Source organism: Methylobacterium sp. 22177 (assembly GCF_052045615.1).
GTDB lineage: Bacteria > Pseudomonadota > Alphaproteobacteria > Rhizobiales > Beijerinckiaceae > Methylobacterium > Methylobacterium radiotolerans.
In genome coordinates, this window is record NZ_JBQEPK010000001.1 from 457976 (window position 1) to 481269 (window position 23294).

Annotated in this window: 23 protein-coding genes; 14 read left to right on the plus strand and 9 right to left on the minus strand. The window is 68.9% G+C overall.

The genetic code is table 11. The features are described 5' to 3' along the window. Positions 1 to 43 precede the first annotated feature (43 nt). From ACTJK8_RS02145 to ACTJK8_RS02155, 3 genes are all read left to right on the plus strand, one after another. The gene (locus ACTJK8_RS02145; protein WP_012317406.1) at positions 44 to 856 is read left to right on the plus strand and encodes a universal stress protein; all 813 of its coding nucleotides are present in this window, start codon (positions 44 to 46) and stop codon (positions 854 to 856) included. Further along, positions 856 to 1182 (plus strand): c-type cytochrome, encoded by a 327-nt coding sequence (locus ACTJK8_RS02150; protein ID WP_012317407.1) that lies wholly within the window; start codon positions 856 to 858, stop codon positions 1180 to 1182. Before ACTJK8_RS02145 ends, ACTJK8_RS02150 begins: the two co-directional genes overlap by 1 nt. An 80-nt stretch (positions 1183 to 1262) precedes the next feature. Next, positions 1263 to 1694, plus strand: coding sequence for a BLUF domain-containing protein (locus ACTJK8_RS02155; RefSeq protein WP_012317408.1), 432 nt, complete (start codon positions 1263 to 1265; stop codon positions 1692 to 1694). A gap of 242 nt (positions 1695 to 1936) precedes the next feature. Here the strand turns inward: ACTJK8_RS02155 and ACTJK8_RS02160 are convergent, their stop codons facing one another. After that, positions 1937 to 2797, minus strand: coding sequence for a universal stress protein (locus ACTJK8_RS02160; protein WP_440761443.1), 861 nt, complete (start codon positions 2795 to 2797; stop codon positions 1937 to 1939). 261 nt (positions 2798 to 3058) lie between these two features. Between ACTJK8_RS02160 and ACTJK8_RS02165 the strand changes: the two genes are divergently transcribed. The 3 genes from ACTJK8_RS02165 to ACTJK8_RS02175 all read left to right on the plus strand — a co-directional run bounded on the left by ACTJK8_RS02165 (position 3059) and on the right by ACTJK8_RS02175 (position 5686). Continuing rightward, entirely contained in the window at positions 3059 to 4609 is a 1551-nt protein-coding gene (locus ACTJK8_RS02165) for a PAS domain-containing sensor histidine kinase (RefSeq protein WP_024831159.1), read from the plus strand. Next, complete coding sequence (gene fixJ, locus ACTJK8_RS02170) at positions 4599 to 5207, plus strand: response regulator FixJ (protein WP_012317411.1); 609 nt, start codon at positions 4599 to 4601, stop codon at positions 5205 to 5207. The genes ACTJK8_RS02165 and fixJ overlap by 11 nt, the downstream gene beginning before the upstream one ends. An 89-nt stretch (positions 5208 to 5296) precedes the next feature. Next, positions 5297 to 5686 (plus strand): response regulator transcription factor, encoded by a 390-nt coding sequence (locus ACTJK8_RS02175; protein ID WP_440761444.1) that lies wholly within the window; start codon positions 5297 to 5299, stop codon positions 5684 to 5686. Between the two features lie 111 nt (positions 5687 to 5797). Here the strand turns inward: ACTJK8_RS02175 and ACTJK8_RS02180 are convergent, their stop codons facing one another. From ACTJK8_RS02180 to ACTJK8_RS02195, 4 genes are all read right to left on the minus strand, one after another. Next, entirely contained in the window at positions 5798 to 6820 is a 1023-nt protein-coding gene (locus tag ACTJK8_RS02180; RefSeq protein ID WP_440761445.1) for an efflux RND transporter periplasmic adaptor subunit, read from the minus strand. Next, positions 6804 to 7343, minus strand: coding sequence for a hypothetical protein (locus ACTJK8_RS02185; RefSeq protein ID WP_440761446.1), 540 nt, complete (start codon positions 7341 to 7343; stop codon positions 6804 to 6806). The genes ACTJK8_RS02180 and ACTJK8_RS02185 overlap by 17 nt, the downstream gene beginning before the upstream one ends. After that, entirely contained in the window at positions 7328 to 8503 is a 1176-nt protein-coding gene (locus ACTJK8_RS02190) for an ABC transporter transmembrane domain-containing protein (RefSeq protein WP_440761447.1), read from the minus strand. The genes ACTJK8_RS02185 and ACTJK8_RS02190 overlap by 16 nt, the downstream gene beginning before the upstream one ends. Before the next feature lie 329 nt (positions 8504 to 8832). Continuing rightward, positions 8833 to 9111, minus strand: coding sequence for a hypothetical protein (locus ACTJK8_RS02195; RefSeq protein ID WP_440761448.1), 279 nt, complete (start codon positions 9109 to 9111; stop codon positions 8833 to 8835). Between the two features lie 326 nt (positions 9112 to 9437). On the opposite strand from ACTJK8_RS02195, the gene ACTJK8_RS02200 reads away from it, so the two are divergent. The 4 genes from ACTJK8_RS02200 (at position 9438) to ACTJK8_RS02215 (ending at position 12234) form a co-directional block, all read left to right on the plus strand. Further along, positions 9438 to 10334, plus strand: a complete 897-nt coding sequence (locus ACTJK8_RS02200) for a LysR substrate-binding domain-containing protein (protein ID WP_440761449.1) — start codon at positions 9438 to 9440, stop codon at positions 10332 to 10334. A gap of 401 nt (positions 10335 to 10735) precedes the next feature. Next, the gene (locus ACTJK8_RS02205) at positions 10736 to 11104 is read left to right on the plus strand and encodes an SPW repeat protein (RefSeq protein WP_070998467.1); all 369 of its coding nucleotides are present in this window, start codon (positions 10736 to 10738) and stop codon (positions 11102 to 11104) included. A gap of 91 nt (positions 11105 to 11195) precedes the next feature. Then, positions 11196 to 11420, plus strand: a complete 225-nt coding sequence (locus ACTJK8_RS02210) for a hypothetical protein (RefSeq protein ID WP_012317418.1) — start codon at positions 11196 to 11198, stop codon at positions 11418 to 11420. Between the two features lie 121 nt (positions 11421 to 11541). Continuing rightward, positions 11542 to 12234, plus strand: coding sequence for a helix-turn-helix domain-containing protein (locus ACTJK8_RS02215; RefSeq protein ID WP_182179865.1), 693 nt, complete (start codon positions 11542 to 11544; stop codon positions 12232 to 12234). A 274-nt stretch (positions 12235 to 12508) separates the two neighbouring features. Here the strand turns inward: ACTJK8_RS02215 and ACTJK8_RS02220 are convergent, their stop codons facing one another. The 4 genes from ACTJK8_RS02220 to ACTJK8_RS02235 form a co-directional block, all read right to left on the minus strand. Then, on the minus strand, positions 12509 to 13369 hold the full coding sequence (locus ACTJK8_RS02220) for a universal stress protein (protein ID WP_440761450.1): 861 nt from the start codon (positions 13367 to 13369) through the stop codon (positions 12509 to 12511). 116 nt (positions 13370 to 13485) lie between these two features. Then, a complete protein-coding gene (locus tag ACTJK8_RS02225) occupies positions 13486 to 13782 on the minus strand; it encodes a hypothetical protein (RefSeq protein WP_058606533.1) in 297 nt (98 codons plus the stop codon). Positions 13783 to 13849: 67 nt separating this feature from the next. Continuing rightward, positions 13850 to 16459: a cation-translocating P-type ATPase gene (locus ACTJK8_RS02230; RefSeq protein ID WP_440761470.1), complete on the minus strand. Its 2610-nt coding sequence runs from the start codon at positions 16457 to 16459 to the stop codon at positions 13850 to 13852. An 85-nt stretch (positions 16460 to 16544) separates the two neighbouring features. After that, the gene (locus tag ACTJK8_RS02235) at positions 16545 to 16946 is read right to left on the minus strand and encodes a DUF6455 family protein (RefSeq protein WP_182179869.1); all 402 of its coding nucleotides are present in this window, start codon (positions 16944 to 16946) and stop codon (positions 16545 to 16547) included. 212 nt (positions 16947 to 17158) lie between these two features. On the opposite strand from ACTJK8_RS02235, the gene ACTJK8_RS02240 reads away from it, so the two are divergent. The 4 genes from ACTJK8_RS02240 (at position 17159) to ACTJK8_RS02255 (ending at position 23278) form a co-directional block, all read left to right on the plus strand. Then, positions 17159 to 18772 carry an AAA family ATPase gene (locus ACTJK8_RS02240; RefSeq protein WP_440761451.1) on the plus strand — a complete coding sequence of 538 codons (1614 nt, stop codon included), beginning with the start codon at positions 17159 to 17161 and terminating at the stop codon, positions 18770 to 18772. A gap of 166 nt (positions 18773 to 18938) precedes the next feature. Then, entirely contained in the window at positions 18939 to 20198 is a 1260-nt protein-coding gene (locus ACTJK8_RS02245) for a S41 family peptidase (RefSeq protein ID WP_440761452.1), read from the plus strand. A gap of 39 nt (positions 20199 to 20237) precedes the next feature. Continuing rightward, positions 20238 to 22826 carry a magnesium-translocating P-type ATPase gene (gene mgtA / locus ACTJK8_RS02250; protein WP_440761453.1) on the plus strand — a complete coding sequence of 863 codons (2589 nt, stop codon included), beginning with the start codon at positions 20238 to 20240 and terminating at the stop codon, positions 22824 to 22826. 104 nt (positions 22827 to 22930) lie between these two features. Beyond that, entirely contained in the window at positions 22931 to 23278 is a 348-nt protein-coding gene (locus tag ACTJK8_RS02255) for a DUF1476 domain-containing protein (protein WP_012317426.1), read from the plus strand. Positions 23279 to 23294: the final 16 nt, after the last annotated feature.

The window sequence follows — 23294 nt, forward strand, 5'->3', positions numbered from 1 at the left end:
ACCAGGCTTCCCTCGTCGGCATCGACGCACAACGGAGGCCGCCATGGACTACGCGAACATCCTCGTGCCCGGCGACCTCGGCGAGGCCGCACCGGATCGGATACGGCTCGCCGCCGACCTGGCCCGACGCTTCGGGGCGACCCTGACGGGTGTGGCCGCCCACACTGTGCCGGCCCCAATCTTGGTCCGGGATGTCTACGATGCCATCGACCAAGAAGGCCGCAACACGGCGCAGATACAAGCGATGCTGGAACAGGCGCACGCGTCGTTCGAACGCTTCGCCGGGGACGGTATTCCCACCGACTGGCGCTGGTGCTTCGCCGACGCCACCGCACATCTCATCGAGCAGGCGCGCGCCGCGGACCTCGTGGTCGTGAGCCGGAAGGGTCCCGGCGACGAGGATCCGGGGCCTCTCGGCGTGCCGCCCGGGCCCGTGCTCATGGAGGCAGGCAGGCCGGTCCTGGTCGTGCCGCCGAGGACCGCGCACCTGAAGGCGGCGCGCATCTTGGTCGCCTGGAAGGATAGCCCCGAAGCACGACGGGCGGTGTCGGCCGCGCTGCCACTCATCCGGGAGGCGGACCAGGTCCTCGTCGCGACGGTCGGCACGGACGCACACCTTAAGGGCGTGGAAGACGTCGCCTACCACCTCGCGCGGCACGGTGCCCACGTCCTACCGCACCGCCTGCACACAAAGGACGACGACGGCTCGGAGATCCTGCGCTTCGCCCTGATGCAGGACGCCGACCTGATCGTCCTCGGCGCCTACGGCCATTCCCGGTTGCGGGAGTGGATATTCGGCGGCGTGACGCGAGACCTCTTGGACCGCTCCCCCCTCTGCAGCCTGATGTGCCATTGATGCCCAGCAGGCGTCTCTTGCTCGGCGCGAGCATCGCGCTCCGACTGCTCGCCGGGCCTGCGGCGGCGGAAGAGGCTTCCGCCGCGCGCGGCCGCGCCCTGGCGGGCATCGTCTGCGCGCGCTGTCACGCCGTCCGCATGACGGGCGCGAGCCCTATGCGTGAGGCGCCGCCGTTCCGCTCGCTCGCCGAGCGCTTTCCCATAGGCGACCTTGCCGACGTCCTAGATGAAGGCGTCGAACGCCGGCATCCGGCCATGCCGGACTTCCGGCTCGATCCGAGCGATGCGGCCGACCTGACGGTCTATATGCGGACGCTGAGGCGGTGAGACGGACGTCAAAGCGCCGGCAGCCGGACACCAAGGGCGAGGGTTCGACGGGACGCCGAGTCCCGAAGGGGACGAGCACCATGGAAGGGTCGCTTCTCTACGTCAGCCGGCGGATGTCCTCCGACGTTGAGATCCGGAACATCGTCGAGACGTCGCTGGCCAGAAACGCACAACTCGGCATCACCGGAGCACTCGTCGCGTCGCGCGAGCGTTTCGCACAGATACTCGAAGGCTCCCGCGCCGCGGTGGACGCGCTGATGGACAGCATCCGGCGCGATCGGCGCCATGCAGGCGTGGAGGTGCTGGTCTACGATGACATCGACAGGCGGCGCTTCGCGGACTGGACCCTGGCCTATTCCGGCGCCTCCGTTTTCGTCGATGGGCTGATCGGAACTCTGACCGAGCGCGCCACGCCCCTGCCGCATCGAGGCGACGTGCACCGCTTGATCCAGGCCATTGGGGAACTCGCGCGTGCACGAATTTGGCGGCCCGGCAAGCTCGGGCCGCCGTAGGCCGTGCGCGGCCCCTTTACTCAACGAAGCTCCAGCCAGCCCCAAGCGCGGCGCGCTCTTCCTCGTTCAGCGGGCCGGCCCATTCTATCCTGTTCGGTGCACGGACCTGGGGTGGCGCTTCGTCGACCTTCGACTGCGTCGCAGCCGGCTCGGAGAGGCGCCCGCGTTTACGCGACCGAAAAACCCGGCCTTTCGCAACGTTCCGTTGAGGATCTCGCTCCGTCATCGTCGTCCTCCAGGCTTCAGCGAGAAAGGAACAGGGCTGCCGGGCTGCCCCTGAGGAAAGAGCGCGTGACGCCACCGAAGAAGTATTCGCGGGTTGGGGAGTGCCGGTAGGCACCCATGACGATCATGTCGGCCCGGAACAAGCCGGCCTGGGCGCGCAACGTATCGGCGACGCTATCCCGCTTCGGAAGATCATTGACGCTGACATTCACCCCATGCCGGGCGAGGTGGGGCGCGAACTCGGCGCCCGGCACCGCTTCGTGGATTTCCGCTCCGGTGCCGACCGAGACGATCTCGACCGCCTCGGCTGAACGCAGGAACGGTAAGGCGTCGTTGGCGGCCCGAGCGGCCTGGGCGCTGCCGTCCCAGGCGACGATGATCCGCCGCGCGACGAAGGCGTCGCGTCCCGGCGGGACGGCGATGACCGGCCGACCGCTGTGGAAAAGCGCCTTCTCGACCATCTCGCGGTCGAGGTCGTACGTCCGCGGACCGATGTCCAGGACCGTCAGGTCGTACAGGCGCGCGCGCGTGGCGAGACGGCTCACGATCTCCGGATAGGGCAGGCTCGGCGCCTCGGTCGTGCAGACCACGCCGGCCTGCGCGGCGTCCCCGGCCGAGCGCTCGGCGATGGAGCGGGCCAGTTCGTCGAGCCGTCGGTCCACGACCGACACGCCTTCGTAGTCAAACTCGCCGAGCCAGGCGTCATCGCCCGACAGGCGCCACGAGGCCGACTGAACGGTGAGGTGAGCGCCGGCGGCCTTGGCCAAGGTCAGGCCGTATCCGATGGCCGACGAGGCTTCCTCACGCTCGCCCTCCACGGCGGTTCCGACGAGGATGTCTCGGATGCCCGCGAGGGGCGAAGGGCTAGGTCTGGACATGGATGTTCTCCGGGTTCCGCCGTCCCATGGTTCCTCTAGTCGCGACCGCGCCGCTTTGATCCACCTCAAGCGTCTCGGGTGACGCGGTATCATTGCCGGTTCGGCCCAAAGAACTACTCGACCCCGGCGGCGAATACGCACCGGCGGCTGTTCCCCGCCCCGGAATCGCAGTAATGACCAGGCACGCGATGCAGCCGCCCCGCGGTCGGACACAGACGAGTTCCACGACGGCCGCACGAAGGACTTTCACGGGTGCGCTCGATGACGGACACCGTCGACAGGCTCAGCGCCGACCTTGAGCGCGACGTCACGCGGGCGAGCGACGAGCTTCGGCGGACTCTCGACGATGTCGGCATCTGCGTCTGGTCGCTGGACATCGAGACCGGGCGGGCCACCGCCTCGCCGACCTGCGCACACCTGTTCGGGGTGCCGCCCGAGCGGCTCACCACCTTCGCCGACTCACAGGCGCTGGTGCATCCGGAAGACCGGCAGGCCCGCGCTGACGCCATCCAGCGGGCGTTGCGTGAGGGCGGAAGCTACGAGGCCGACTACCGCGTCGTTCGTCCCGATGGGTCCGTCTGCTGGCTGCGTTCGCGCGGGCGGGTGAGCTTCGACGACGCCGGCCGGCCGGCACGGCATCGCGGGGTGGTCCTGAGCATCGACGAGCAGAAGCGGGCCGAGGAGGACATCCGGGCCCGCGAGGCGCATCTGCGCTCGATCCTCGACACCGTGCCCGAGGCGATGGTCGTCATCGACGAGACGGGCCTGATCCACTCGTTCAGCGCCGCGGCCGAGCGCCTGTTCGGCTACGCGGCCGGCGAGGCGGTCGGGCGGAACGTCCGCATCCTGATGCCGGAGCCGATGCAGGGCGAGCACGACGGCTACCTCGACCGCTATCGCCGCACCCGGGAACGCCACATCATCGGCACCAACCGGGTCGTGACCGGCCGGAGGCGGGACGGCTCCACCTTTCCGATGGAGCTCGCCATCGGCGAGATGCGCTCGGGCGAGCAGGTGTACTTCACCGGTTTCATCAACGACCTCACGGAGCACCAGCGCACCCAGGCCCGCCTCCAGGAACTTCAGTCTGAGCTCGCCCACGTCTCGCGGCTCAGCGCGATGGGCGAGATGGCCTCCGCGCTCGCGCACGAACTGAACCAACCGCTCGGCGCCATCGCCAACTACACCAAGGGCTGCCGCCGCCTGCTGGCTCGGGCCGATCCCGAGGCCATCGCTCGGACGATGGAAGTCCTCGACAAGACCGCCGAGCAAGCGCTGCGGGCCGGCCAGATCATCCGGCGCCTGCGCGAGTTCGTAGCCCGCGGCGAGGCGGAGAAGCGGGTCGAGCCGGTCGCGCGGCTGATCGAGGAGGCCAGCGCGCTGGCGCTGGTCGGCGCGCGCGAGCAGGGCATCGCCGCGCGCGTCGCGGTTGACCCGCGGGCCGGCTGCGTCCTCGCCGACCGGGTGCAGGTGCAGCAGGTCTTGGTGAACCTCCTGCGCAACGCCCGCGAGGCCATGCACCAGGGCGACAGGCGCGAACTGACCGTGGAGGCGAGGTCCGTCGACGGGGAGACGGTCGAGATCACTGTATCGGATACCGGGCCTGGCATCGCCGCGGAGGTCGCGGACAGGCTGTTCCAGCCGTTCGTCACCACGAAGCGAAGTGGCATGGGCGTCGGTCTCTCGATCTGCCGCACCATCGTCGAGGCGCATGGCGGCCGCCTCGACGTCGAACGCAACGAAACCGGCGGGGCGACTTTCCGGCTGACGCTCCAGGCCGCTCACGTGGGAGACCCGCCCGATGGCGACTGACCTCGTGCACGTCGTGGACGACGATCCGGCCATGCGGGACTCCGTCGGCTTCCTGCTCGGGACCGAGGGCTTCGATGTCCGGCTCTACGAGGCCGGGGCGGACCTGCTCGACGGGCTGAAGGAGCCGGCCGGGGGATGCGTCCTGACCGACATCCGCATGCCCGGCATCGACGGGCTGGAACTGCTGCGCCGCCTGCGGGCGGCGGGGCACGCCTTGCCGGTGGTGATGATGACGGGACACGGGGACGTGCCGCTCGCTGTCGAGGCGATGAAGCTCGGCGCCTGCGACTTCATCGAGAAGCCGTTCGACGACGAGGCGCTCATCCAAGCGCTCAGGTCGGCCTTGGAGCGCGGCGGGGCCGCCGGAGCGGTCGACCCGACGCTGCGGGAGTTCGTGCGACGGTTCGGAACCCTGAGCGAGCGCGAGCGGCAGGTCCTGAACCACCTCGTCGCCGGAGGCACAAGCAAGGAGATCGGTCGGACGCTCGACATCAGCCCGCGCACGGTCGAGATCTACCGGGCCAAGCTCATGGCCAAGACGCGGGCGGAGAGCCTGCAGGAATTGGTGCGCTGGTCGGTGCTGGCCGGGCTAGCCTGACGCGGGCTTGAGGCAGGTCAAGGCGAGCGCCCGATTCGCGAACGCTTGGTGGCGGCTTCAACGCAGAGCCACATCGAACGGTGCGCGCCATGCCATGGGCCCGCGAGACCCTCATCGATGTCGTGGACGACGACCCGGCCATCCTGCATTCCACGCGCTGCCTGATCGAATGCGAAGGCCACCGCGTCGAGACCTTCGCCGACGGCAGCGAACTGCTGGCGGCCTTTCCCGGCCCGCGACCGGCCTTCGTACTGCTCGATCAGGTCATGGCGGGGATGGACGGTCTTGAGGTTTTCGGCCGCCTGCGCGACCTCGACGCGCATGTCCCCGTCGTGCTGATCACTGGCCATCCCGACCCGGGCATCCGGACGTGGGCTCGGATTGCGGGCATTCCATTGATCGAAAAACCCCTCGTGTTCGACACGCTCTTCGGACTTCTCGGCCAGGAGGCCGCCGGGATTTCGGCTTCGCGAGCTTGAGGCATAGCGCCAGCATGGCCCCGGCCACACACCTACGCTCCAGTAATACAAAGCAGACCCTTGGCACGCTCTCCAGAGCGTCTGCGGAGAATTGGTTTGTGACTGAACTCTTCAGATCGGGTTTTGAGGCGTCTTGGGAAAATCCAGCGGCAAGTTGTTGAGCACGCGCCACAGCTCGTAGCCGAGCGAGACGGTCTCCATCCGTATCCAGCCCCGCGCCTGAGCTCCGAGCGGGATGAAGTCGACGTCGGGCCACGCGGAGCTGCCGGCGTCCTGCTCGACGAGCACGCGAAAACGGCCGCTTGGTTGGGCCGACGGGTCGATGGCCCTCACCCGCCCGTCGAACATACCATGCGCCACCGAGGGCCAGCCGCTGAATTGGATGGCTGGCCAACCCTCGAAGGCGAGGCGCACGCTCTGCCCAGGTCGGATCAGGGCGACGTCCCGCCCGTCGACCATCAGCTCAACGACGCGTTCCGGCGCGTGCGGCGCGAGGATGGCCAGTGTGTCCCCCGCGTTGACCAGCGCGCCGGCCGCCGCGGCGTTGATGTGCAGAACGCGGCCGTCCCTGGGCGCGCGAACGAGCTGCGCCGACTGGCGGTTCAAGGTCACTTCGAGCCGGCTGAGCTTGGCCTTGGACTCGGCCAGCTTCGCCCGTTGCTCCGCGACGCGGATCTGCGCGGCCTCGAAGTTGCGCCGCGTCACGAACCCCTTCTCCGCGGCCTCGCGCGTCTGGCTGACCTGGCTCTCCGCCACCTTCACGGCCTGATCGGCCGCTGCGATCTCGGCCTCGATCTGCTCTCGCTCGGCGCCGAGGCGCTTGAGAAGGAAAGGGTCGTTGTCGACGAGGCGGGCGATGGGATCCCCGGCGCGGACCCGCTGGCCATCCTCGACGTACCAATGCTCCACCCGGCCCTGGACCAGTGCCGTGACCGTCTGCACCCGGTCGGCGGGGTTGGGCGCGATGACGCGCCCGGTCCCGGCCGAGGTCTGCACCCAGGGCACGTACAGGAGGAGCAGGACTGCGACGACGGTTCCGAGCCCGATGATCCAGCCGAGGACGACCACCGCACGCGGAGGCCGGATCGCGGTCAGGGTCGGAAAGCGATGGAGATGTTCAGGCCGCGACAGCATGGGGCTTCTCCGTCGGCGTCGTCTTGTCGAGCGGGTCCACACGTCCGGCCGCGCGCCCGTATCCGTGGGCGCCCAGGCGGATCTGGTCGTCGTGAACCGGCATCGGGGGGCGGCGGGTGACATGCAGCACCGTCGTGCCCGCCTCCCGGAACCCCGCGAGCGCAGCCCCGATGCGATCCGGTGGCAACAGGTCGAGGAGCGTCGGCAGGACGAGGAGCTTTGGCGGCCGCAAGAGGGCGGCGGCCAGCTTTAGGGCGACGACCTCGCCCGTTGAGAGCGGCAAGCCGGACTTGGACAAGGCGGTGTCGAGACCGGAGGGCAGGCGCCGGATGCGCTCAGCCAGCCCGACACGTTCAAGGCACTCGTCCATCCGAGCGAGGCACGACTCGTCGTCGCCCGACAGGTACTGGCGGATGGTCGTCTCGGGCAGCGTCGGCCGATCCAGGACGAGGATCTCGGACTGCAGACCCTCCGGACCGAAGGCCGCGATGTCGGCTCCCCCGACCATCACCCAGCCGCGCACGGGCCGGACCCTCCTCTCGATGAGGTCCGCAATTGCCTGCTCGACACCTTCGCCGGCGGCCACGGCGAGGATCTCGCCGCGCTCGACCGCGAAGTCGAAGCGCAGGCCATCGTGCTCGACGTCGCGCAAGCACAGGTTCCCGTCGGCCGGACCAGGGCCGTTCCCCCGCCGCCGTCGGCCTGCTCGATCTCTTCGAACAGCGACAGCTCGTGGAGCGCCGCGACGAGGTCGTAGAAGGTCCGCGCGTGGGAGCCCAGTTGCGAGATCCCATAGAAGGCGCTCGACAGGACGAGTTCCGCCGCAACGAGTTGCCCGAGCGATAACTGCCCTTGCAGGATGAGCCACCCACCCATCGCCAAAAGCCCAGCGCTCGCAATGGCGTAGACCATGAGGAATCCGATGGTCTGTGCGAAGGTGTGACAGAAATGGCGGCGATGCACCCTCGCGTAGGTGGCGGTCAAAGCCTCGGAACGGGCAAGCGCGGTCGTGAGGCGACCACCATGCCTGTAGAAGCCGTTCGAACTGCCGACGCTCTCAAGCCAGCGTGCCGTCTCATGCTTGGCATGGCTCAGCGCCGCGCCGGACCGGACCGCCGGCGCCGCCCAGAGGAACGCGATGCCGACGAGCACGGCGACCACGACCAGATTAAAGGCGAGGAAGAACGGATGATAGAAACTCGTCAGGACGAGGCCGATCCCGGACTGCAGGAGGATCGCAAAGCCGCCGACCAGAAGATGCGGTACCGCCTTCTGGACCGTCATGAGGTCGAAGAAGCGATTAAACAGGTCGCCGCGGCGTGCATCGTCGAAATGCGGGTTTCTGGCATGGAGGGCGCGCAGGGTGATGTCCGCGACGGTTCTCGCGAACACGCGCCTCTCGAACAGCGCCAAAACATAGATCCGCGCGGCGCTCAGCAGGGCGGCGGCGAGCAGCAGGCCGAGGAGCAGCCCGGACAGGACGAACAGGGGCGCCGGCAGCGCAGTGTTGGCCACCGAGTTGATCAGGAGCTGCACCGACACCGGCACGGCGAGGCCCAGGAGCGCCACGGCGATGCCGTAGACGACCGCAGTCCAGACGAAACCGGCCTCCGGCCTGAGGAAACGGCCGATGAGCCTGCAGGCTTCCGCGAGCGTCAGCGGTTTGTGTTTCGTCGCATCCATGTAGCGAGGACCTTCGAGACCGGATTGAAGGCGGGCGAGGACGACGGTCCCGGCCCGGAGGCGGGGCGCGGCCTCAGAATGAGGAGAAAACCGTGGGATGCGTGGGGGGAAGGAACACGGAACCGACACAGGGTAGCCGCCTTGGGCGGTGCTCGATCCTCACGGTGTTAGATCGAAGCGATGGGCCGCCGCCGCCGGGCGTGCGGCGGATGCCCTGAAGGCCGGGTCCGCAAGCGCAGTCCGCCATGGTTCGTTGCATGGCGGACCGCGTTGGCGACAGCGATTGCCGGCTATCCGGACGGCGGCCGGGTCGAGGCAGGGCACCCGCTTCAGCAGCGGTAGCCGCCCGACGTCTGGCCGTACTGCTTCACCGGGAAGTGCTGTTGGTCGGCGTTGCCCTCCTGAGCCGAGCTCCGGCGGCAGCCGTCGTCGGTCGGGGTCAGGATCTCGGCCGGGAGGATCGAACCGGTCGAGAGCCCGTCCCAGGTCGTCTGCGGGAGAGGCCGCGATCCCGGACCTAGGCGCAAATCGGCGAACGCGGCGGAGAGCGGCGCGACGCTGAGCGCGGCCGTGATGGCCACGGCTGATAACTTCTTCGACGCATTCATCACTCGTCTCCAATCGAGTTTGCGGTCGTGGGGACCTATCCGTTGATCAAACGGCTGGAGCAGACCCGCATCGGCGGCTTGCGTTCGCCCCATCCACAAACCTGATTTGGAGTATTGAGCTTCGGCCTACAATTTCACACTCTCAATGGAGATCATTGTGAAACCAAATATTTACGATATGCCCCCCTGATTTAATCCTCAATCGCCATATACTCTCAATAGGTGCTGTGTGCTTTGTCACCCAACGCCCTTGCGATCCATTCCGGATGAGTGGATTCTCAACCCAGGAGCTTGAGATCCGACCCGTGTGACCTGACGTGAGGTCGATGCCCGGGCCGTCCCTGCCTTTCGACCTCGACCTGCTGCGCACCTTTGTCGCCATCGTCGACAACGGGAGCTTCACGCGCGCGGCCAGCAGGCTAGGCCTGACGCAATCGACCGTATCGCTGCAGATCAAACGGCTGGAGGACGGCCTCACGCGTCGCCTGTTCGACCGTGACGGTCGAGAACTCAAGCTGACGTCCGAGGGCGAAGTACTGCTCACCTACGCGCGGCAGATCCTCAAGCTCGGGGCCGAGGTTCTGTCCAGGATCGTGACGCCGGAACTGACAGGCGTCGTCCGGCTCGGCACGCCGGAGGATTTCGCGACCACGCACCTGTCGGAGGTTCTAGCGTGCTTCGCCCGCGCCCACCCGCAGGTCGCGCTCGAAGTGAATTGCGACTTCACGGTCAACTTGCTCGATGACTTCTCCAAGGGCCGGTACGACATGATCCTGTTCAAGCGGGAGCCACAGGGACCGAGCGGCGGCACTAAGGTTTGGCGGGAGGTGCTCGACTGGGTCGCATCGCCGCGTCTGGTCGCGGAGGGCAACGGTCCGATCCCGCTCGTCCTGTCACCCGCGCCAGACGTCTACCGCAAGCGCGCGCTGTCGGCTCTCGACGCCGCCGGCCGGGACTGGCGCATCGTCTACACCAGCCCGAGCCTGGCCGGATTGCAGGCCGCCATGCAGGCCGGGCTCGGGGTGACCGTGTTGCCGACGGAGATGGTCCCCGAGGACATGGTATCGGTTTCGGCTCGTCTTCGGCTGCCGAAGCTCTCCGATACGGAGATCGTCCTCTACCAGGCTCCCGGCCACGTCTCGCCGGCGGTGCAGCTTTTGTCGACGACGATTGTCGCGGCGTTGGAGCGTCGCGTCGCGGTCCCTGCGACGGTCGGCTCCTGACTTCGTCGGTCCTTGCTGGATTGCGTCAGATCAAGGTCCTCGCGAGGCCTTCGCGCCAAGCTGTGAGCTAGCCGGAACGGGGAAGGCGCACGCGGTCCCCTCTACGTGGGCCCTGGGCCGTTCCGCGTAAGCCGCCGCGCCCGCGAAGTCCCGCGCCGGGCTGCATGCATGGTCACCTTCCTCCGTCGCCGTGATCAGTCGCGGTCCAGGCGCCGGCTTAGCGCAGGTCATATGGCTATGGGGTGTGAAGACGGGCGCCCCTCGCGCTCCTTGAGCCACATCAAAGCTTCGATGCGACATTGCCGGATGCTCGGCTTCAGGAGGTGGCAGGCCGTCTGCCGCCAAGGGCTCGGCATTCGGCGTGCCCAGTACCGGTGCCCCCGTCCCGTAAGGAGGCGACGATGCGAACCATCGAGAACCGAACCGAGGACATGATCCCGAACGCCCTCAATGCCCTACTCGGCGTCGCTCTGCTCATGATGCCCTGGTACCTGAGCCTCGGAAGCGAGACCGCCGCGGCCCGAAACGCTTTCGTGTGCGGGATGGCCATCGCAATTATCTCGGTGCTCGCCCTCAGCAAGTCCTACGATTGGGAGGAGTACATAAACCTCGCCGTCGGCCTCTGGGTGTCCATCGCCCCGTGGGCACTCGGCTTCGCGGACTCGGCCATACCAACATGGACGCACGTGGGGATCGGGCTTGCCGTCGCCGCCCTGGCCGCATTCGAGATCTGGCGGCTGTTCGTGTCGCCCCAGGCGCGCTCGGTCTGACCGACCGTCCGTCGCCGCAGCGGCCGCGCTGGTACCTCGCCTAGTGCGGCGGTAGCCGATCTCCCTAAAGCAACGCTACCCGGAGGCCGCCATGCCACTCGACCCGGTCGCGCTCGCCGCCGCGGCGACCTTTACGGCCGGCTGCGCCGGCATCCACGCCCTCCGCAGCCACGCCGACGTCGTCACGCTCGTCCTGAACGGGCTGGCGTACGGGCTTACCACCGCCGTCGGCTGGATGCTCGCGGGACGCAGCGGTCTGCTCCGTTTGTCCGACCCCGATCCCGCGTGGGCGCTCGTGGCGACCGCGGGCATCTGATCGCGGCCAGCGAGGCTACGTAGTTCCCCTTAAGCGGACCCGCTTAAGAGACTGACCGGAATTTCGTCGATCCACAACCGCCGCCAATCTCCTCCCACCGACGCAGGTGAGGAGAGAACCGATGAGCAGCGAGCACACGGCACGGACGTCCACCCGGGTGCCGGTCGGCCATTCCGCTTCCGTCCCAGGCATCAACGAAAGCGTCCTTTTCGCCGGTTGCCCCGAGGTCATCGGTACGCCCTTCTCCTACGCCCGCGAGGAGGAGGTCTACGGCGAGGGCGAGGAAGCCGAGTTCGTCTACAAGGTCATCAGCGGCGCGGTGCGCACCCACAAGGTACTGAGCGACGGCCGCCGCCAGATCACCGGCTTCCACCTGCCCGGCGACCTGTTCGGGTTCGAGCAGGGCGCGTGCAACCGTCACACCGCCGAGGCCCTGACCAATACCAAGGTGCTGATCTTCAAGCGGCGGCAGGTCGAGCGTGCCGCGACTGGAAGTGCCGAGGTCGCCTGCCAGCTCTGGGGGATGGCCACTAACGACCTGCGGCACGCCCAGGACCACATGCTGCTGCTCGGGCGCCGCTCGGCGGCGGAGCGCGTGGCGACTTTCCTCATGGAGGTGGACGAGCGCCTGGGCGGCACCGGGACGTTCGCCCTACCGATGACCCGGCGCGATATCGCCGACTTCCTCGGCCTGACCATCGAGACCGTCTCGCGCACGCTCTCGCAGCTTGAGGAGGACGGAGCCCTGCGGCGTGTCGGCGGCCGCCAGGTCATCCTGCGACGCGCCCGCCTCCGCCGCGTGGTCGAGGACTGAAGGGGTAACCGCCACCGAGAAGGTGTCGAAACACGGTTCCGCCGCAGCCCTCGCGATTGCGGTTCCTCTGGCTGAGCCGCCCCAGCGCACGCCCGGTTTTGTCGGACCGCGACGGAGGCGATGCCCAACGGGCTTGTGGATGCCTCTGGCAATCCGGGCATGTCGGGCGAAGCTCCCCGCTGGCCGATGCAGGGGGGCGGGCATCGGACTGAAGGGCGGATGTCCCCGGGCGGTGGAAGGATCAGCGCTCGCGGCGCGCCTGCCGCGCCATTAATCAATGGGCAAGGAACAGCGGTACTGGGCTTCGCGTCAGGAGCGACCGCGTCACGCCGCCGAGGAACCATTCCTGCAGGAGCGAGTGTCGGTAGGCTCCCATCACCAGCATGTCCGCGCGGAACAGTCCAACCTGAGCCCTGAGCGTCTCCGCAACGTCAGCGACGACAGGCAGGACGTTCACCGAAACGTTCACGCCATGACGCGCGAGGTGCGGCGCGAATTTGACGCCGGCGGCCGAGGCCGACAAGTCCTTCTCGCCGACCACCGATACGATCTCGACCGCCTCGGCCGCGCGCAGGAACGGCAGCGCGTCGTTTGCGGCCCGGGCAGCCTGTGCGCTTCCGTCCCAGGCAACGACGACCCGCCGCGCGGAGAACGCCGAGCGACCCGTCGGCACGACGACGAGCGGACGACCGCTCCCGAACAGGACCCCGTCGATCAGGTCGCGATCGAGATCCACCTCCTGCGTCTCGGCATCCAGCACGGTCAGGTCGGCGAGGCGGGCGCGGGCGGTTAGCCGCGCGACCAGGTTGGGGTAGGCGAGCGCGGGCGCTTCGGTCGTACAGGTCACGCCCGCCCTCGCTGCGTCCCCGGCGACGCGTTCGGCCACGGCTTGGGCCAGGATGCGCAGGCGGCGGTTTTCGCCCGCGACGAGGTCGTTGACGAACCCCAAACCCGCTCCGCCGACCATGGTCAAACGGCGGGCGGCGGACTGCACGGTCAGTTGGGCGCCCGCCGTGGCGGCGAGCATGAGGCCATAGCCGAGCGCCGTCTCGGGCTCGTCGCCGCGGCCCTCCTGCGTGACGGCGACCAGAATGTCACGGAATGCTGCGAGGGGGGAGGAGGACGGGAGGGCCATGGAGGGGTCCGGGATGCCTTGTCGGCTAAGTCTTCATCGTAGCGGCGGACCTGCCTTGATTCAGCGCAACGCCGGGACGTCCGACGACCGCGGCCAGTCATGTGCAGCCGGCTTGGTCATCGCTTCCGGAATCGGGAAACGGCGCGCTCGACCGCCCTGGCGAGCGTCTCAAACCGCGGCTTCAGAGACGGAACGTCCTCGCTCAGGAGGGCGAAGCCGAGTGGCAGCATCCAGAGGCCAAGGATGGGCAGGAACGACAGCAGGCCGCCTCCGATCAGCGCGAGCGCCGCCGCAAGCCGCACCGGGCGCCGAGATGGCTTTCTCAGCCAGGTGACCGCATCGCGCAGACGCGCGGGAAGGCGACCGGCCAGCCGCTCGACCCGTGCATCCCAGTCCGCCGCAATCGGGTCCATCGCTATCCTGCTCCAGTGTGGAAGCTCGCAAAAGTGCCCCCGTCGCTGGTGTCGAGTTCATCGGACATCAAACGGATCGGCCCTCGCGCGCGGACGGCTTGATTGCTCCTGCGACCAGGGTCGCTAATTGGACGGCCAGGAGCGGCGCGAGGCTCGCCGATAGAACGAGTGCCCAGCCGTTCCAGCCGAGAGGGGCGAAGCCGAGCACGGTGCCGACGGAAGGAAGGTAGGTCGGTCCGACGAGCAGCGCCGTGCACAGGAGCAACGCGGCCCAGATCCAGGGATTGCGCGTGACCTCGTTCCGGCAGGACTTCGAACCGGAGGCGCGCATGTTAAACACCTGCCAGAGCTGCGCGAAGGCTAGGGTCAGGAACGTGACCGTCACGATCGACGCTCGGTCGAAGGCGAGCCAGAGCTCGGCAACGGCCAAGGCGCCGAAGGTCGACGCCGTCATCGCGCCGGCGTGCAGGACGATCCAGCCCCATTGATCTCGCCCAAGGATGGGCTCCTTGGGGTCCCGCGGCGGCCGCTGGAGGATGTCGTCGCGACCCTCTCCCAACGCCAACGCGAATGCCGGGAAGACGTCGGTGACGACGTTCAGGTAGAGGATCTGCAAAGGCAGGATCGGCAACGGCAACGTCGACACGACCGCCAGCCCGACCACCATCGCCTCGCTCAAATTACAGGCCAGGAGGTAGGCGACGAACCGGCGGATGTTGTCGAAGATGATCCGCCCTTCCCGGATCGCGCCGACGATGGTCGGAAACGCGTCGTCGAGGAGGACCATTGCGGCGGCCTCGCGCGCCACGTCCGTCCCCCGTAGACCCATTGCGACACCGATGTCTGCCTGCCTCAGCGCGGGAGCGTCGTTGACGCCGTCACCGGTCATGGCGACCACCTCACCCATGTCCTGGTAGGCACGCACCAGCGCCAGCTTCTCGACCGGGCTCACCCGGGCGAAGACCGCGATGTCCTCGTGTCCGTTCGGCAGGCCGCCCGCGGTAGCCCCTTCCACAACGCGGTCTTCTGGTTGGGCGAGCCCGATTGCGCACGCGATGCTTCGCGCCGTGATGGCGTGGTCGCCGGTAACCATCACGACGCGGATGCCGGCAGCGCGGCAGGCTGCCAACGCCGCCGGCACGTCCTCCCGGGCGGGATCCTCCAACCCGACCAGCCCGAGGAACGTGAGGTCCTCGAACGGATGGATGTCCCTGTCGTCCGCCATCTTCTCGGCACAGGCGATGACCCGCAGGCCTCGTGCGCCGAGATCCTCGACGCGTCGCCGCCACAGGTCGCGGTCGTTGTGGTCGAGTAGGCGGTCGCACTCCCCAACGCCGGTGCGCCGCGAGGCGGCGAGCACGGCCTCGGGGGCGCCCTTGACCGCCACCCAGTAGCGTGGACCCGAAGGGTGGACGGTCGCCATCATGCGGGTGTCCGCCTCGAAGGCGTGCTTTTTCACCTTCGGCCACTCGTGCAGGAGGGCGTCGCGGTCGAGGCCCGCGGACCGACCCGCACGCAGAAGCGCCTGTTCCGTCGGGTCGCCGCTGCCCTCTCGGACGCCTGCTCCAAGGGCGGCATCGTTGCAGAGCACGGCGACGCGGAGCAGGCGTTGGGCTTCGCTGGACGCGTCGCAGCCTCCCTCGGATACGGGCAAATCGCCCGAGGGCGACGACAGGTGCCGCACCGTCATCCGGTTCTCGGTGAGCGTGCCCGTCTTGTCGGTCAGGATGAGGGTCGTGGCCCCGAGCGTCTCGACGGCCGAAAGTCGCTGGATGAGCGCGTTCCTGCACGCCATCCTCCACATTCCGCGCGCGAGCGTCAGGGTCGCCACGATGGGCAGCCCTTCCGGAATGGCCGCGACCGCCAGTGCGATGCTGGCTTCGGTCATCAGGCGGAGATCCTTCCCGGTCGCTACGCCGACGCCTGCGAGGAGAACGACCACCATCAGGACGAGCCAGACCATCTGCCGGGACAGGTGTTCCAGGCGACGCTCCAGTGGTGATCTCTCCGGTTCAGCCTGCTCCACGAGGCGGGAGACGCCGCCGAGCTCGGTTTCGGCGCCGGTCGCCACGACGATACCGGTACCGCTGCCGCGAGTGATCAATGTTCCTCGGAAGAGCATCGACGAGCGCTCGGCCAGGAGCGCGTCCGGAGCGACCGGGTCCGCCGATTTGTTCGCGGGCACGGATTCGCCCGTGAGCATCGACTCGTCAGCGCCCAGGTTGGAAGCCTCGACCAGCCGGATGTCTGCCGGGACCGCATCCCCGCCCTCCACCAGCACGATGTCGCCCGGGACGAGATCCTCGGCTGCCAGCACCCGGACGTACCCGTCTCGACGGACGCGAGACGAGTGCGTCCCGAGTGCCCGCAATCCCTCGACGGACCGCACCGCCCGCAGCTCGGTGAAGAAGCCGAGGCCGGTGTTGACGGCGAGGACCGCTACGACCGCGACCGCCTCCCGCCAATCGCCGAAGTAGAGCGCCAGTCCCCCGGCCGCAGCCAGCAGGTAGACGACGGGGCTCGCAAGCTGGTGCAGGAACAGGACGAGCGCGCCGGTCGGCTCCTTCGGGGCGATGACGTTTCGACCCGCCCACGAGAGCCGGCGCCGAGCCTCCGCTCCCGTCAAGCCCGCGTGCAGGCTCGTCCCGAAGCGCCCGGGAACGTCCCCGACCGGCATGGCGTGGGCTTGCTTCGCTCCCGGCCTGGCACGATGCGCCGCGACCTGCGCGTCGAACGGTGCTGGTTCGATGGCCAAGGCCGGTTCAAGCATGGCGCAGCCGGTCGAGGCATGCCGCGTTCGGGCAGAACTCCGGGTATGTGTCGGCGGCCGTCCCGGACCACAGCTCGCGCGTGCACCGGCTGCGCTCCGAGCAGCCCAGGCAGGCCGCCTCAAGTGCCCGCATGACCTCGGGCTCACGCCGCCGCACGGCCTCTGGGTCGAGGTTGAGGCTTCGCATCAGCCTCGCGACGCTGCAGACCTTCGCGGCGGCTTCCGGGGACGGAGTGACGGAGGCGACGACGTCGGCCTCCATCATCGTCTCCATCATCTCCGCGTCGATGTCCCTGAGCTCCCGGGCCGCCTTCAACAGGCAGCACCACTCGGTCATCGAGGCGGCGATGCCGAACGGGTCGAACGGTTCGGGTCTGTCGGCGGGTGCAGCCATTGAGGCCTCCTGAAAGCCCCTGCGTGCCCCACGGCGGTCGCGGCTTCCTTGACCCATCTCAACGCCGACAGAGCGGCCCGGGCGGATATCACGGTCGGCGCGGCAGCCTCGCGGCCCGCACCTTCGCGGGCCCCCACGAGGTCTGACCACCGCGACGCGTCGCTGTCAGATCGCGCAGTTTCCGAGATCGCCCTGCCCGAGGATCAACCCGCATGTCAGCAGTGGATCAGGACGCAGTCGTCGAGTTCCTGACACGCTGCCTGGCGTGCGCGGGAAAGGTGGACACCGCGACCACGCACATCTCCAAGCTCTTCCTGGCTGGGGACCGCGTGTTCAAACTCAAGCGCGCGGTCCGCTTCCCCTATCTCGATTTCTCCACGCCCGAGCGCCGGCTCGCGGCTTGTGAGGCGGAGGTCGCGCTCAACCGGCGCACGGCTCCCGCGCTCTATCTCGGAGCCCGGCGGATCACGAACGACCCGGGCGGGACACTGGCCTTCGACGGGGCCGGAGATCTCGTCGACGCCGTCGTGGAGATGCGTCGCTTCCCGGAGGCGGACCTGTTCGACGTCATGGCGCGCGACGGCCGCCTCGAACCCAGCCACGTCGCGGAGCTCGCGCAGGTCATCGCGACCTTCCATGCCAGCGCGGAGATCCACCAGGACGAAGGCGGGGCCGCCGCCATGGCGACGCTCGTCGACATGAACGAGGCCGCCCTCCGATCAATGCGGCTCCTCACGGCCGAGGGGACGGAGGCTCTCACGGCGCGGTTCCGGTCGCACCTGGCGCGGCACGCCCCCCTGCTCGATGCGCGCCGCACGGCCGGCAAGGTCCGCCGCTGCCACGGCGATATGACCTTGCGCAACATCTGCCTGTTCGAGGGAAGACCGACGCCGTTCGACTGCATCGAATTCAGCGAGACCATCGCGACGACCGATGTCCTGTACGACCTCGCCTTCATCCTCATGGATCTCTGGCACCGTGACCGCTTCGACCTCGCCAACCTCCTCCTCAACCGGTACCTCGATTTGGCGGACGAGACCGACGGGATCGGGCTGCTGCCGTTCCTGATGGCGTTGCGCGCGGTGATCCGCGCCCACGTCACCGCGGCGCAAGCGGCGGATGGAACCGGCGATGCCGCCGCCGAGAAGACGGCCGAGGCGCAAGCCTATCTGGTCCTCGCGGAGAGCCTGCTCACCGACAAGCCAGTCGTCGTCCTGGCAGTCGGCGGCTTCAGCGGTTCAGGCAAGTCGACCGTCGCGGTCGCAATTGCCCCATGGATCGGGGCGGCCCCGGGTGCCCGGATCCTGTCGAGCGACCGCATCCGCAAGCGCCTGCTTGGCGTCGACGCCCTCACGCGGCTGCCGGCATCGGCCTATGCTCCCGCCGTGTCACGTCGGGTCTACGAGATCCTGCGGTCGGAGGCGGCACGAGTTCTGGCCGCGGACCATTGCGCCGTCGCCGATGCGGTCTTCGACCGCCCTGCGGAACGGGAAGGCATCGAGGCGGTCGCCCGGGACATTGATGCCGGGTTCCTCGGCGTCTGGCTGGAAGCGCCGGCCGCCACGCTCGCAAGCCGCATCGAGAAGCGCGTCGGTGACCCATCGGACGCGACGGCGGCAGTCCTGAAGGCCCAGGTCGCAAACGGTTGCGGCGCGCTCGCGTGGCATCGTCTTCAGTCAGACCTGCCGCTGGACATCCTGCGCTCCACTGTCCTGTCTCTCGACGGGAGCGTCGGCGTGACGGGGCAGCCGACCGCCCGTCCTCCTCAAGCGGTCCCGAGATCCGGCCAGGGACGGTCGAGATGGGCGCGCACTGGCGTCCGTTGACGCACGTCAAGGCGATGCCAGACGCGCATAGCCACCCTGAAGGCACATCAGCAATCCGGGCCAGACGATGCCGTTCAGATCGACCGAAGGCGAGCCGGCACGCGACCGGTCAACGCCCGGTCGCGGTGTCGCGTGCTTGATCGTCGGGTTGGCCGGGTTAGCCGGGATGGTCGGCACGGCCCTCGTGACGCCGGCCTCCCCCGATGCCGTTGTTTGGCCCGACCGTGCGCGCGAGTCCTCGTATCGGGACCTGCTCGCCTTCGGGGCTGCGTTCCACGTCGTCCGGACACGAGCGGTCGACATGCCAGCCGACAGCCGCTTGGTCGACGCGGCCATCGCCGGGATGTTCGCCTCTCTGGACCGGCATTCACGCTACCTGACGGCGACCGAGTTTCGCCGGCTCGATGAGCAGAATACCGGGAGCTACGTCGGCATCGGCGTGGAAGTCGAGGCAGGTGGGCGGGTTCGGAGCACGCTTCCCGGCGCCCCCGCGGCGCGAGCCGGCCTGAAGCCCGGAACCGTGATTGAGCGCATCGATGGCGACGCCGTCGAAGGCCTCGGGGTCGACCAAGTCGCCGAGCGCTTGCGGGGCGAGCCGGGCTCCACGGTGCGCCTCCAGGTCGTGCAAATGGAGGCGCCTGCCCCGGTCGACGTGATCATGACGCGGGAACGGCTGCCGCTGCACCCGGTCCGCATACGGGTCCTGGATGCCATCGCCTATGTCGGTGTCGATCACTTCGACGAGTTCACCACTGGCAGGCTGGTCAGCGCGGTCGAGACCCTGAAGGCCCGCATTGGCCGGGACCGGCTCCGCGGCTTCGTGTTGGACCTTCGCGGCAACCCAGGCGGCCTTGTGGTGCAGGCCGTCGCGGTGGCTGGAGCCTTCCTTGGGCACGGTGAGATCGTGCGCTTGGTCGGACGCGGTCCCGACAAGGTCGAGCGGTTCGCGTTGGACGGGACCGGAGGTGACTTGATCGATGGACTTCCGCTCGTCCTGCTCGTGGACGGCGGCACGGCCTCCGCGGCCGAGATCGTCGCCGGTGCGCTGCAGGACCACCGACGCGCGACCGTCATCGGCACGCGCACCTACGGCAAGGGCGCCGTTCAGACCACCTACGCGCACCGGGACGGGCGCGGTCTGCGGCTGACCACGGCCTGGGTCGTCACGCCCGCAGGCCGCCGCGTGGAAGGCAACGGCATCGAGCCCGACGGCGTAGTGCCGGAGGACGCAACGGCGGCGGAGAATAACGGAAGGCCGTCGGAGAGGCCGTACGGGAGCGGCGGGTCAATGCAGGATGGCATCGTGGAGGATGGCTTTATCGACCCGTCGCCGGACCGGCAGCTGACCGCCGGCCTGAAGTACCTACGGGCCGCCGGCCAGGGCGGCGGCTTGATCCAGCGCAACGACCCCATCGCCCGCCGATGATGTCGTCCGTCATGAGCGGAAGGCGATGGACCTGCACCCATGGAAATGACAGCGATCCCGGTCCTCGCCCGGGACATCTCCTCGCTGCCGGACCAGCCGCCCTCCGTGTCCGCCGCGACCTTCTGGACGCGCGGATCCGAGGCGCTCTGCGCCGAGCTCGGGTGCGGGCTCGACGGGCTCGGCTCCGCCGACGCGGCGCGCCGGCTCGAACGCTACGGGGCGAACAGCGACGCCGGTGCGCAGGCCGGTGGCGCTCTGCGAGCGGTGCTGTGCCGCCTGCTCGAACCGCTCGCCTTGATCCTGCTCGCGGCCGGGCTCGTGTCGGTGGCGACCGGCGACGTCGTCGGAGGCGCGATCATCGTCGCCATCCTGGGGTTGTCCGTCGGTCTCGACACCGTGCAGGAGGGTCATGCGACGAGGGCCGCGGAGGCTCTGCGCCACGCGGTGGCGCTGAAAGCCGAAGTACGGCGCGACGGCCGCTTCGTCACCGTCCCGGTGGAACAGGTGGTCCCGGGCGACCTCCTGCGCGTTCGAGCCGGCGACATCGTTCCGGCAGACGCCGTCATCATCGAGAGCGATGCGTTCACGGCTGCCGAAGCCGCGCTGACCGGTGAGCCCTACCCGGTCGAGAAGCGCCCCGGACCGGTGACGGCCTCCGAGCCGGCTGAGGCCTCGAACGCCCTCTTCCGCGGCGCCGTCGCCCAGACGGGCGAGGCGACCGCCCTCGTCGTCGCGACCGGTCGGTCCACGATGTTCGGCGCGGCAGCCTCAACGCTGGCCGAGGCTCAGGCATCTTCGCCCTTCCAGCGCGACCTGCACGCGTTCGGGCTCGTCGTCGCACGGCTCACCATCGGCTTGGTGCTCGCCGTCCTGGCGTTCCGTGTCGTCCTCGGCCGGCCGGTGCTCGATTCGCTCCTGTTCGCCGTGGCCCTCGCCGTCGGCCTGACCCCGGAGCTCCTGCCGATGGTCACCACCGTGACGCTCTCCCGGGGCGCGCTGCGCATGGCGGCGCGCAAGGTCATCGTGAAACGCCTGGCCGCCATCCACGACCTCGGCGCGATGACCGTGCTCTGCACCGATAAGACCGGGACGTTGACCTCCGCCGAGATCGCATTGGCGCGTAGCCTCGACCCGGCGGGCCGGGAGAATGCGCGGCCGGCGCAGCTCGCGGCCGTCGCCGCCGACCTCGGCGGCGACCGTGGTTCGCTCGACGCCGCCTTGGCCAACGCTTATCCGAACGCCGGGCAGGGGTGGGTCCTCTCCGGCCGTAGGGCGTTCGACTACGGGCGCCGCACCGGGTCGGTCCTCGCACCGGGACCGGAAGGGACGCTGCTGATCCTCAAGGGCGCCCCGGAAGCCGTCCTCGCGCTGTGCACCGCGCGCCGTGCCGTCGAGCGGACGGAAGCGATGGACCCTGCTGCGCGCGAAGAGGCCCTCGGGCAGGTCCGGACGCTGGCAGAAGACGGACTGCGCAGCATCGCCGTCGCCACGCGGGTTTGGTCCGGGCCTGTGACACCGCCCGAGGCCGCGGACGAGGTCGACCTCGTCTTCGAGGGATTCTGTGCCTTCGCCGATCCGCCGAAACCCACGGCGGCGGCCGCCATCGCGCGGCTCGCGCGGGCGGGCGTGCGCCTGAAGATCCTGTCCGGCGACGATCCTGTGGTCGTGCGCCGGCTCGCAGGCCTCGTCGGGCTGCATGCCGGCACGGTCCTGTCCGGCCCCGAGGTCGCGGCGCTCAGCGACGCGTCCCTCGCGGTGCAAGTCCGGAAGGTGGACGCCTTCGGGCGGCTGACGCCCGACCAGAAGGCGCGCGTCGTGCGCGCGCTCCAGGCCAAGGGCGCCGTCGTCGGCTTCCTGGGCGACGGCATCAACGACGCGCCGGGTCTCGCGCAGGCCGACATCGGTCTCTCGGTCGACGGCGCGACCGGTGTGGCCCAGGCCGCCGCCGACGTGATCCTGCTCGCCTCCGACCTGGAGGTCGTCGCCGACGGCGTCGAGGAAGGACGGCGGACCTTCGCCAACATCCTGAAGTACGTCCGCATGGGAGCGAGCTCGAACTTCGGCAACATGCTCTCCATGGCGGTCGCCTCGGTGGCGCTTCCGTTCCTGCCGATGCTGCCGACGCAGATCCTCCTCAACAACCTGCTCTACGACCTCTCAGAGGTCGGCATCCCGTTCGACCGGGTGGCCCCGTCCGCGACCGCCCGGCCCCAGGTCTGGGACATCGCGACCGTACTCCGTTTCGCCGCGGTGATGGGGCCCCTGTCGTCGCTGTTCGACCTCCTGACCTTCGGTGTGCTGCTCCTCGTCTTCGGCGCCTCGGCCGAGGAGTTCCGCACGGCCTGGTTCCTGGAGTCGATGGCGACGCAGATCCTGGTGATCTTCGTCATCCGGACGAGCGGGCGTCCCTGGGAGGACCGTGCGAGCGCGGCGCTGGCCGGTTCATCGCTCGCCGCACTCGCGGCCGCGCTGGCTCTTGCCTTCTCGCCGCTGGGAAGCTGGTTCGGCTTCCAGGTCCCAGACCTGCCGATCCTGTTCGCCATCGGGCTGATCACCCTCGCGTACTTAGCGGCGGTCGAGGCCGTGAAGCCATGGGTCGTCCGCCCGAGGCGACGCATTCAGGGCTGACGTCCGTGAGCTTGATCTGCCTCAAGGCTGGCCGCCGGGACCGGTCGAACAATAGCTGATCGGCCGCCGGTACGGTCCGGCGCCGCACCGGGTTGGAGGCTTCAATGACCACGACGTTCGACGAGCGCGAGCGGGCCGCCGAGCGCCGCTTCGTCCAGGAGGAGGAGGCGCGCTTCCATGCCCGTAACCGGCGCAATCGGCTCCTGGCGACCTGGGCCTGTGAGCGGATGCGCCTGACCGGCACGGCGGCCGAGGGTTACGTCATGTCCTTCGCCGAGGGCGCGGTCGTGACCAACGACGAGACGCTGATCGCGAGGCTTCAATCCGACCTGAAGGCCGCCGGCATCGAGGCGACGGTAGATCGCCTGCGCACGGAGATGACCCGGTGCGCCGCGCTGGCGCAGGCCGAGCGGCGCGTCGAGGTTGCGCTGGATCAAGGCACCTTCGTCTAGGCCGCGCAGGATTACC

Excerpts from the sequence above, each read along its gene's own strand:
- ACTJK8_RS02145 (WP_012317406.1), top strand. The coding sequence starts at position 44 with ATGGACTACGCGAACATCCTCGTGCCCGGCGACCTCGGCGAGGCCGCA.
- ACTJK8_RS02150 (WP_012317407.1), top strand. The coding sequence starts at position 856 with ATGCCCAGCAGGCGTCTCTTGCTCGGCGCGAGCATCGCGCTCCGACTG.
- ACTJK8_RS02155 (WP_012317408.1), top strand. The coding sequence starts at position 1,263 with ATGGAAGGGTCGCTTCTCTACGTCAGCCGGCGGATGTCCTCCGACGTT.
- ACTJK8_RS02160 (WP_440761443.1), bottom strand. The coding sequence starts at position 2,797 with ATGTCCAGACCTAGCCCTTCGCCCCTCGCGGGCATCCGAGACATCCTC.
- ACTJK8_RS02165 (WP_024831159.1), top strand. The coding sequence starts at position 3,059 with ATGACGGACACCGTCGACAGGCTCAGCGCCGACCTTGAGCGCGACGTC.
- fixJ (WP_012317411.1), top strand. The coding sequence starts at position 4,599 with ATGGCGACTGACCTCGTGCACGTCGTGGACGACGATCCGGCCATGCGG.
- ACTJK8_RS02175 (WP_440761444.1), top strand. The coding sequence starts at position 5,297 with ATGCCATGGGCCCGCGAGACCCTCATCGATGTCGTGGACGACGACCCG.
- ACTJK8_RS02180 (WP_440761445.1), bottom strand. The coding sequence starts at position 6,820 with ATGCTGTCGCGGCCTGAACATCTCCATCGCTTTCCGACCCTGACCGCG.
- ACTJK8_RS02190 (WP_440761447.1), bottom strand. The coding sequence starts at position 8,503 with ATGGATGCGACGAAACACAAACCGCTGACGCTCGCGGAAGCCTGCAGG.
- ACTJK8_RS02195 (WP_440761448.1), bottom strand. The coding sequence starts at position 9,111 with ATGAATGCGTCGAAGAAGTTATCAGCCGTGGCCATCACGGCCGCGCTC.
- ACTJK8_RS02200 (WP_440761449.1), top strand. The coding sequence starts at position 9,438 with ATGCCCGGGCCGTCCCTGCCTTTCGACCTCGACCTGCTGCGCACCTTT.
- ACTJK8_RS02205 (WP_070998467.1), top strand. The coding sequence starts at position 10,736 with ATGCGAACCATCGAGAACCGAACCGAGGACATGATCCCGAACGCCCTC.
- ACTJK8_RS02210 (WP_012317418.1), top strand. The coding sequence starts at position 11,196 with ATGCCACTCGACCCGGTCGCGCTCGCCGCCGCGGCGACCTTTACGGCC.
- ACTJK8_RS02215 (WP_182179865.1), top strand. The coding sequence starts at position 11,542 with ATGAGCAGCGAGCACACGGCACGGACGTCCACCCGGGTGCCGGTCGGC.
- ACTJK8_RS02220 (WP_440761450.1), bottom strand. The coding sequence starts at position 13,369 with ATGGCCCTCCCGTCCTCCTCCCCCCTCGCAGCATTCCGTGACATTCTG.
- ACTJK8_RS02225 (WP_058606533.1), bottom strand. The coding sequence starts at position 13,782 with ATGGACCCGATTGCGGCGGACTGGGATGCACGGGTCGAGCGGCTGGCC.
- ACTJK8_RS02230 (WP_440761470.1), bottom strand. The coding sequence starts at position 16,459 with ATGCCGGTCGGGGACGTTCCCGGGCGCTTCGGGACGAGCCTGCACGCG.
- ACTJK8_RS02235 (WP_182179869.1), bottom strand. The coding sequence starts at position 16,946 with ATGGCTGCACCCGCCGACAGACCCGAACCGTTCGACCCGTTCGGCATC.
- ACTJK8_RS02240 (WP_440761451.1), top strand. The coding sequence starts at position 17,159 with ATGTCAGCAGTGGATCAGGACGCAGTCGTCGAGTTCCTGACACGCTGC.
- ACTJK8_RS02245 (WP_440761452.1), top strand. The coding sequence starts at position 18,939 with ATGGTCGGCACGGCCCTCGTGACGCCGGCCTCCCCCGATGCCGTTGTT.
- mgtA (WP_440761453.1), top strand. The coding sequence starts at position 20,238 with ATGGAAATGACAGCGATCCCGGTCCTCGCCCGGGACATCTCCTCGCTG.
- ACTJK8_RS02255 (WP_012317426.1), top strand. The coding sequence starts at position 22,931 with ATGACCACGACGTTCGACGAGCGCGAGCGGGCCGCCGAGCGCCGCTTC.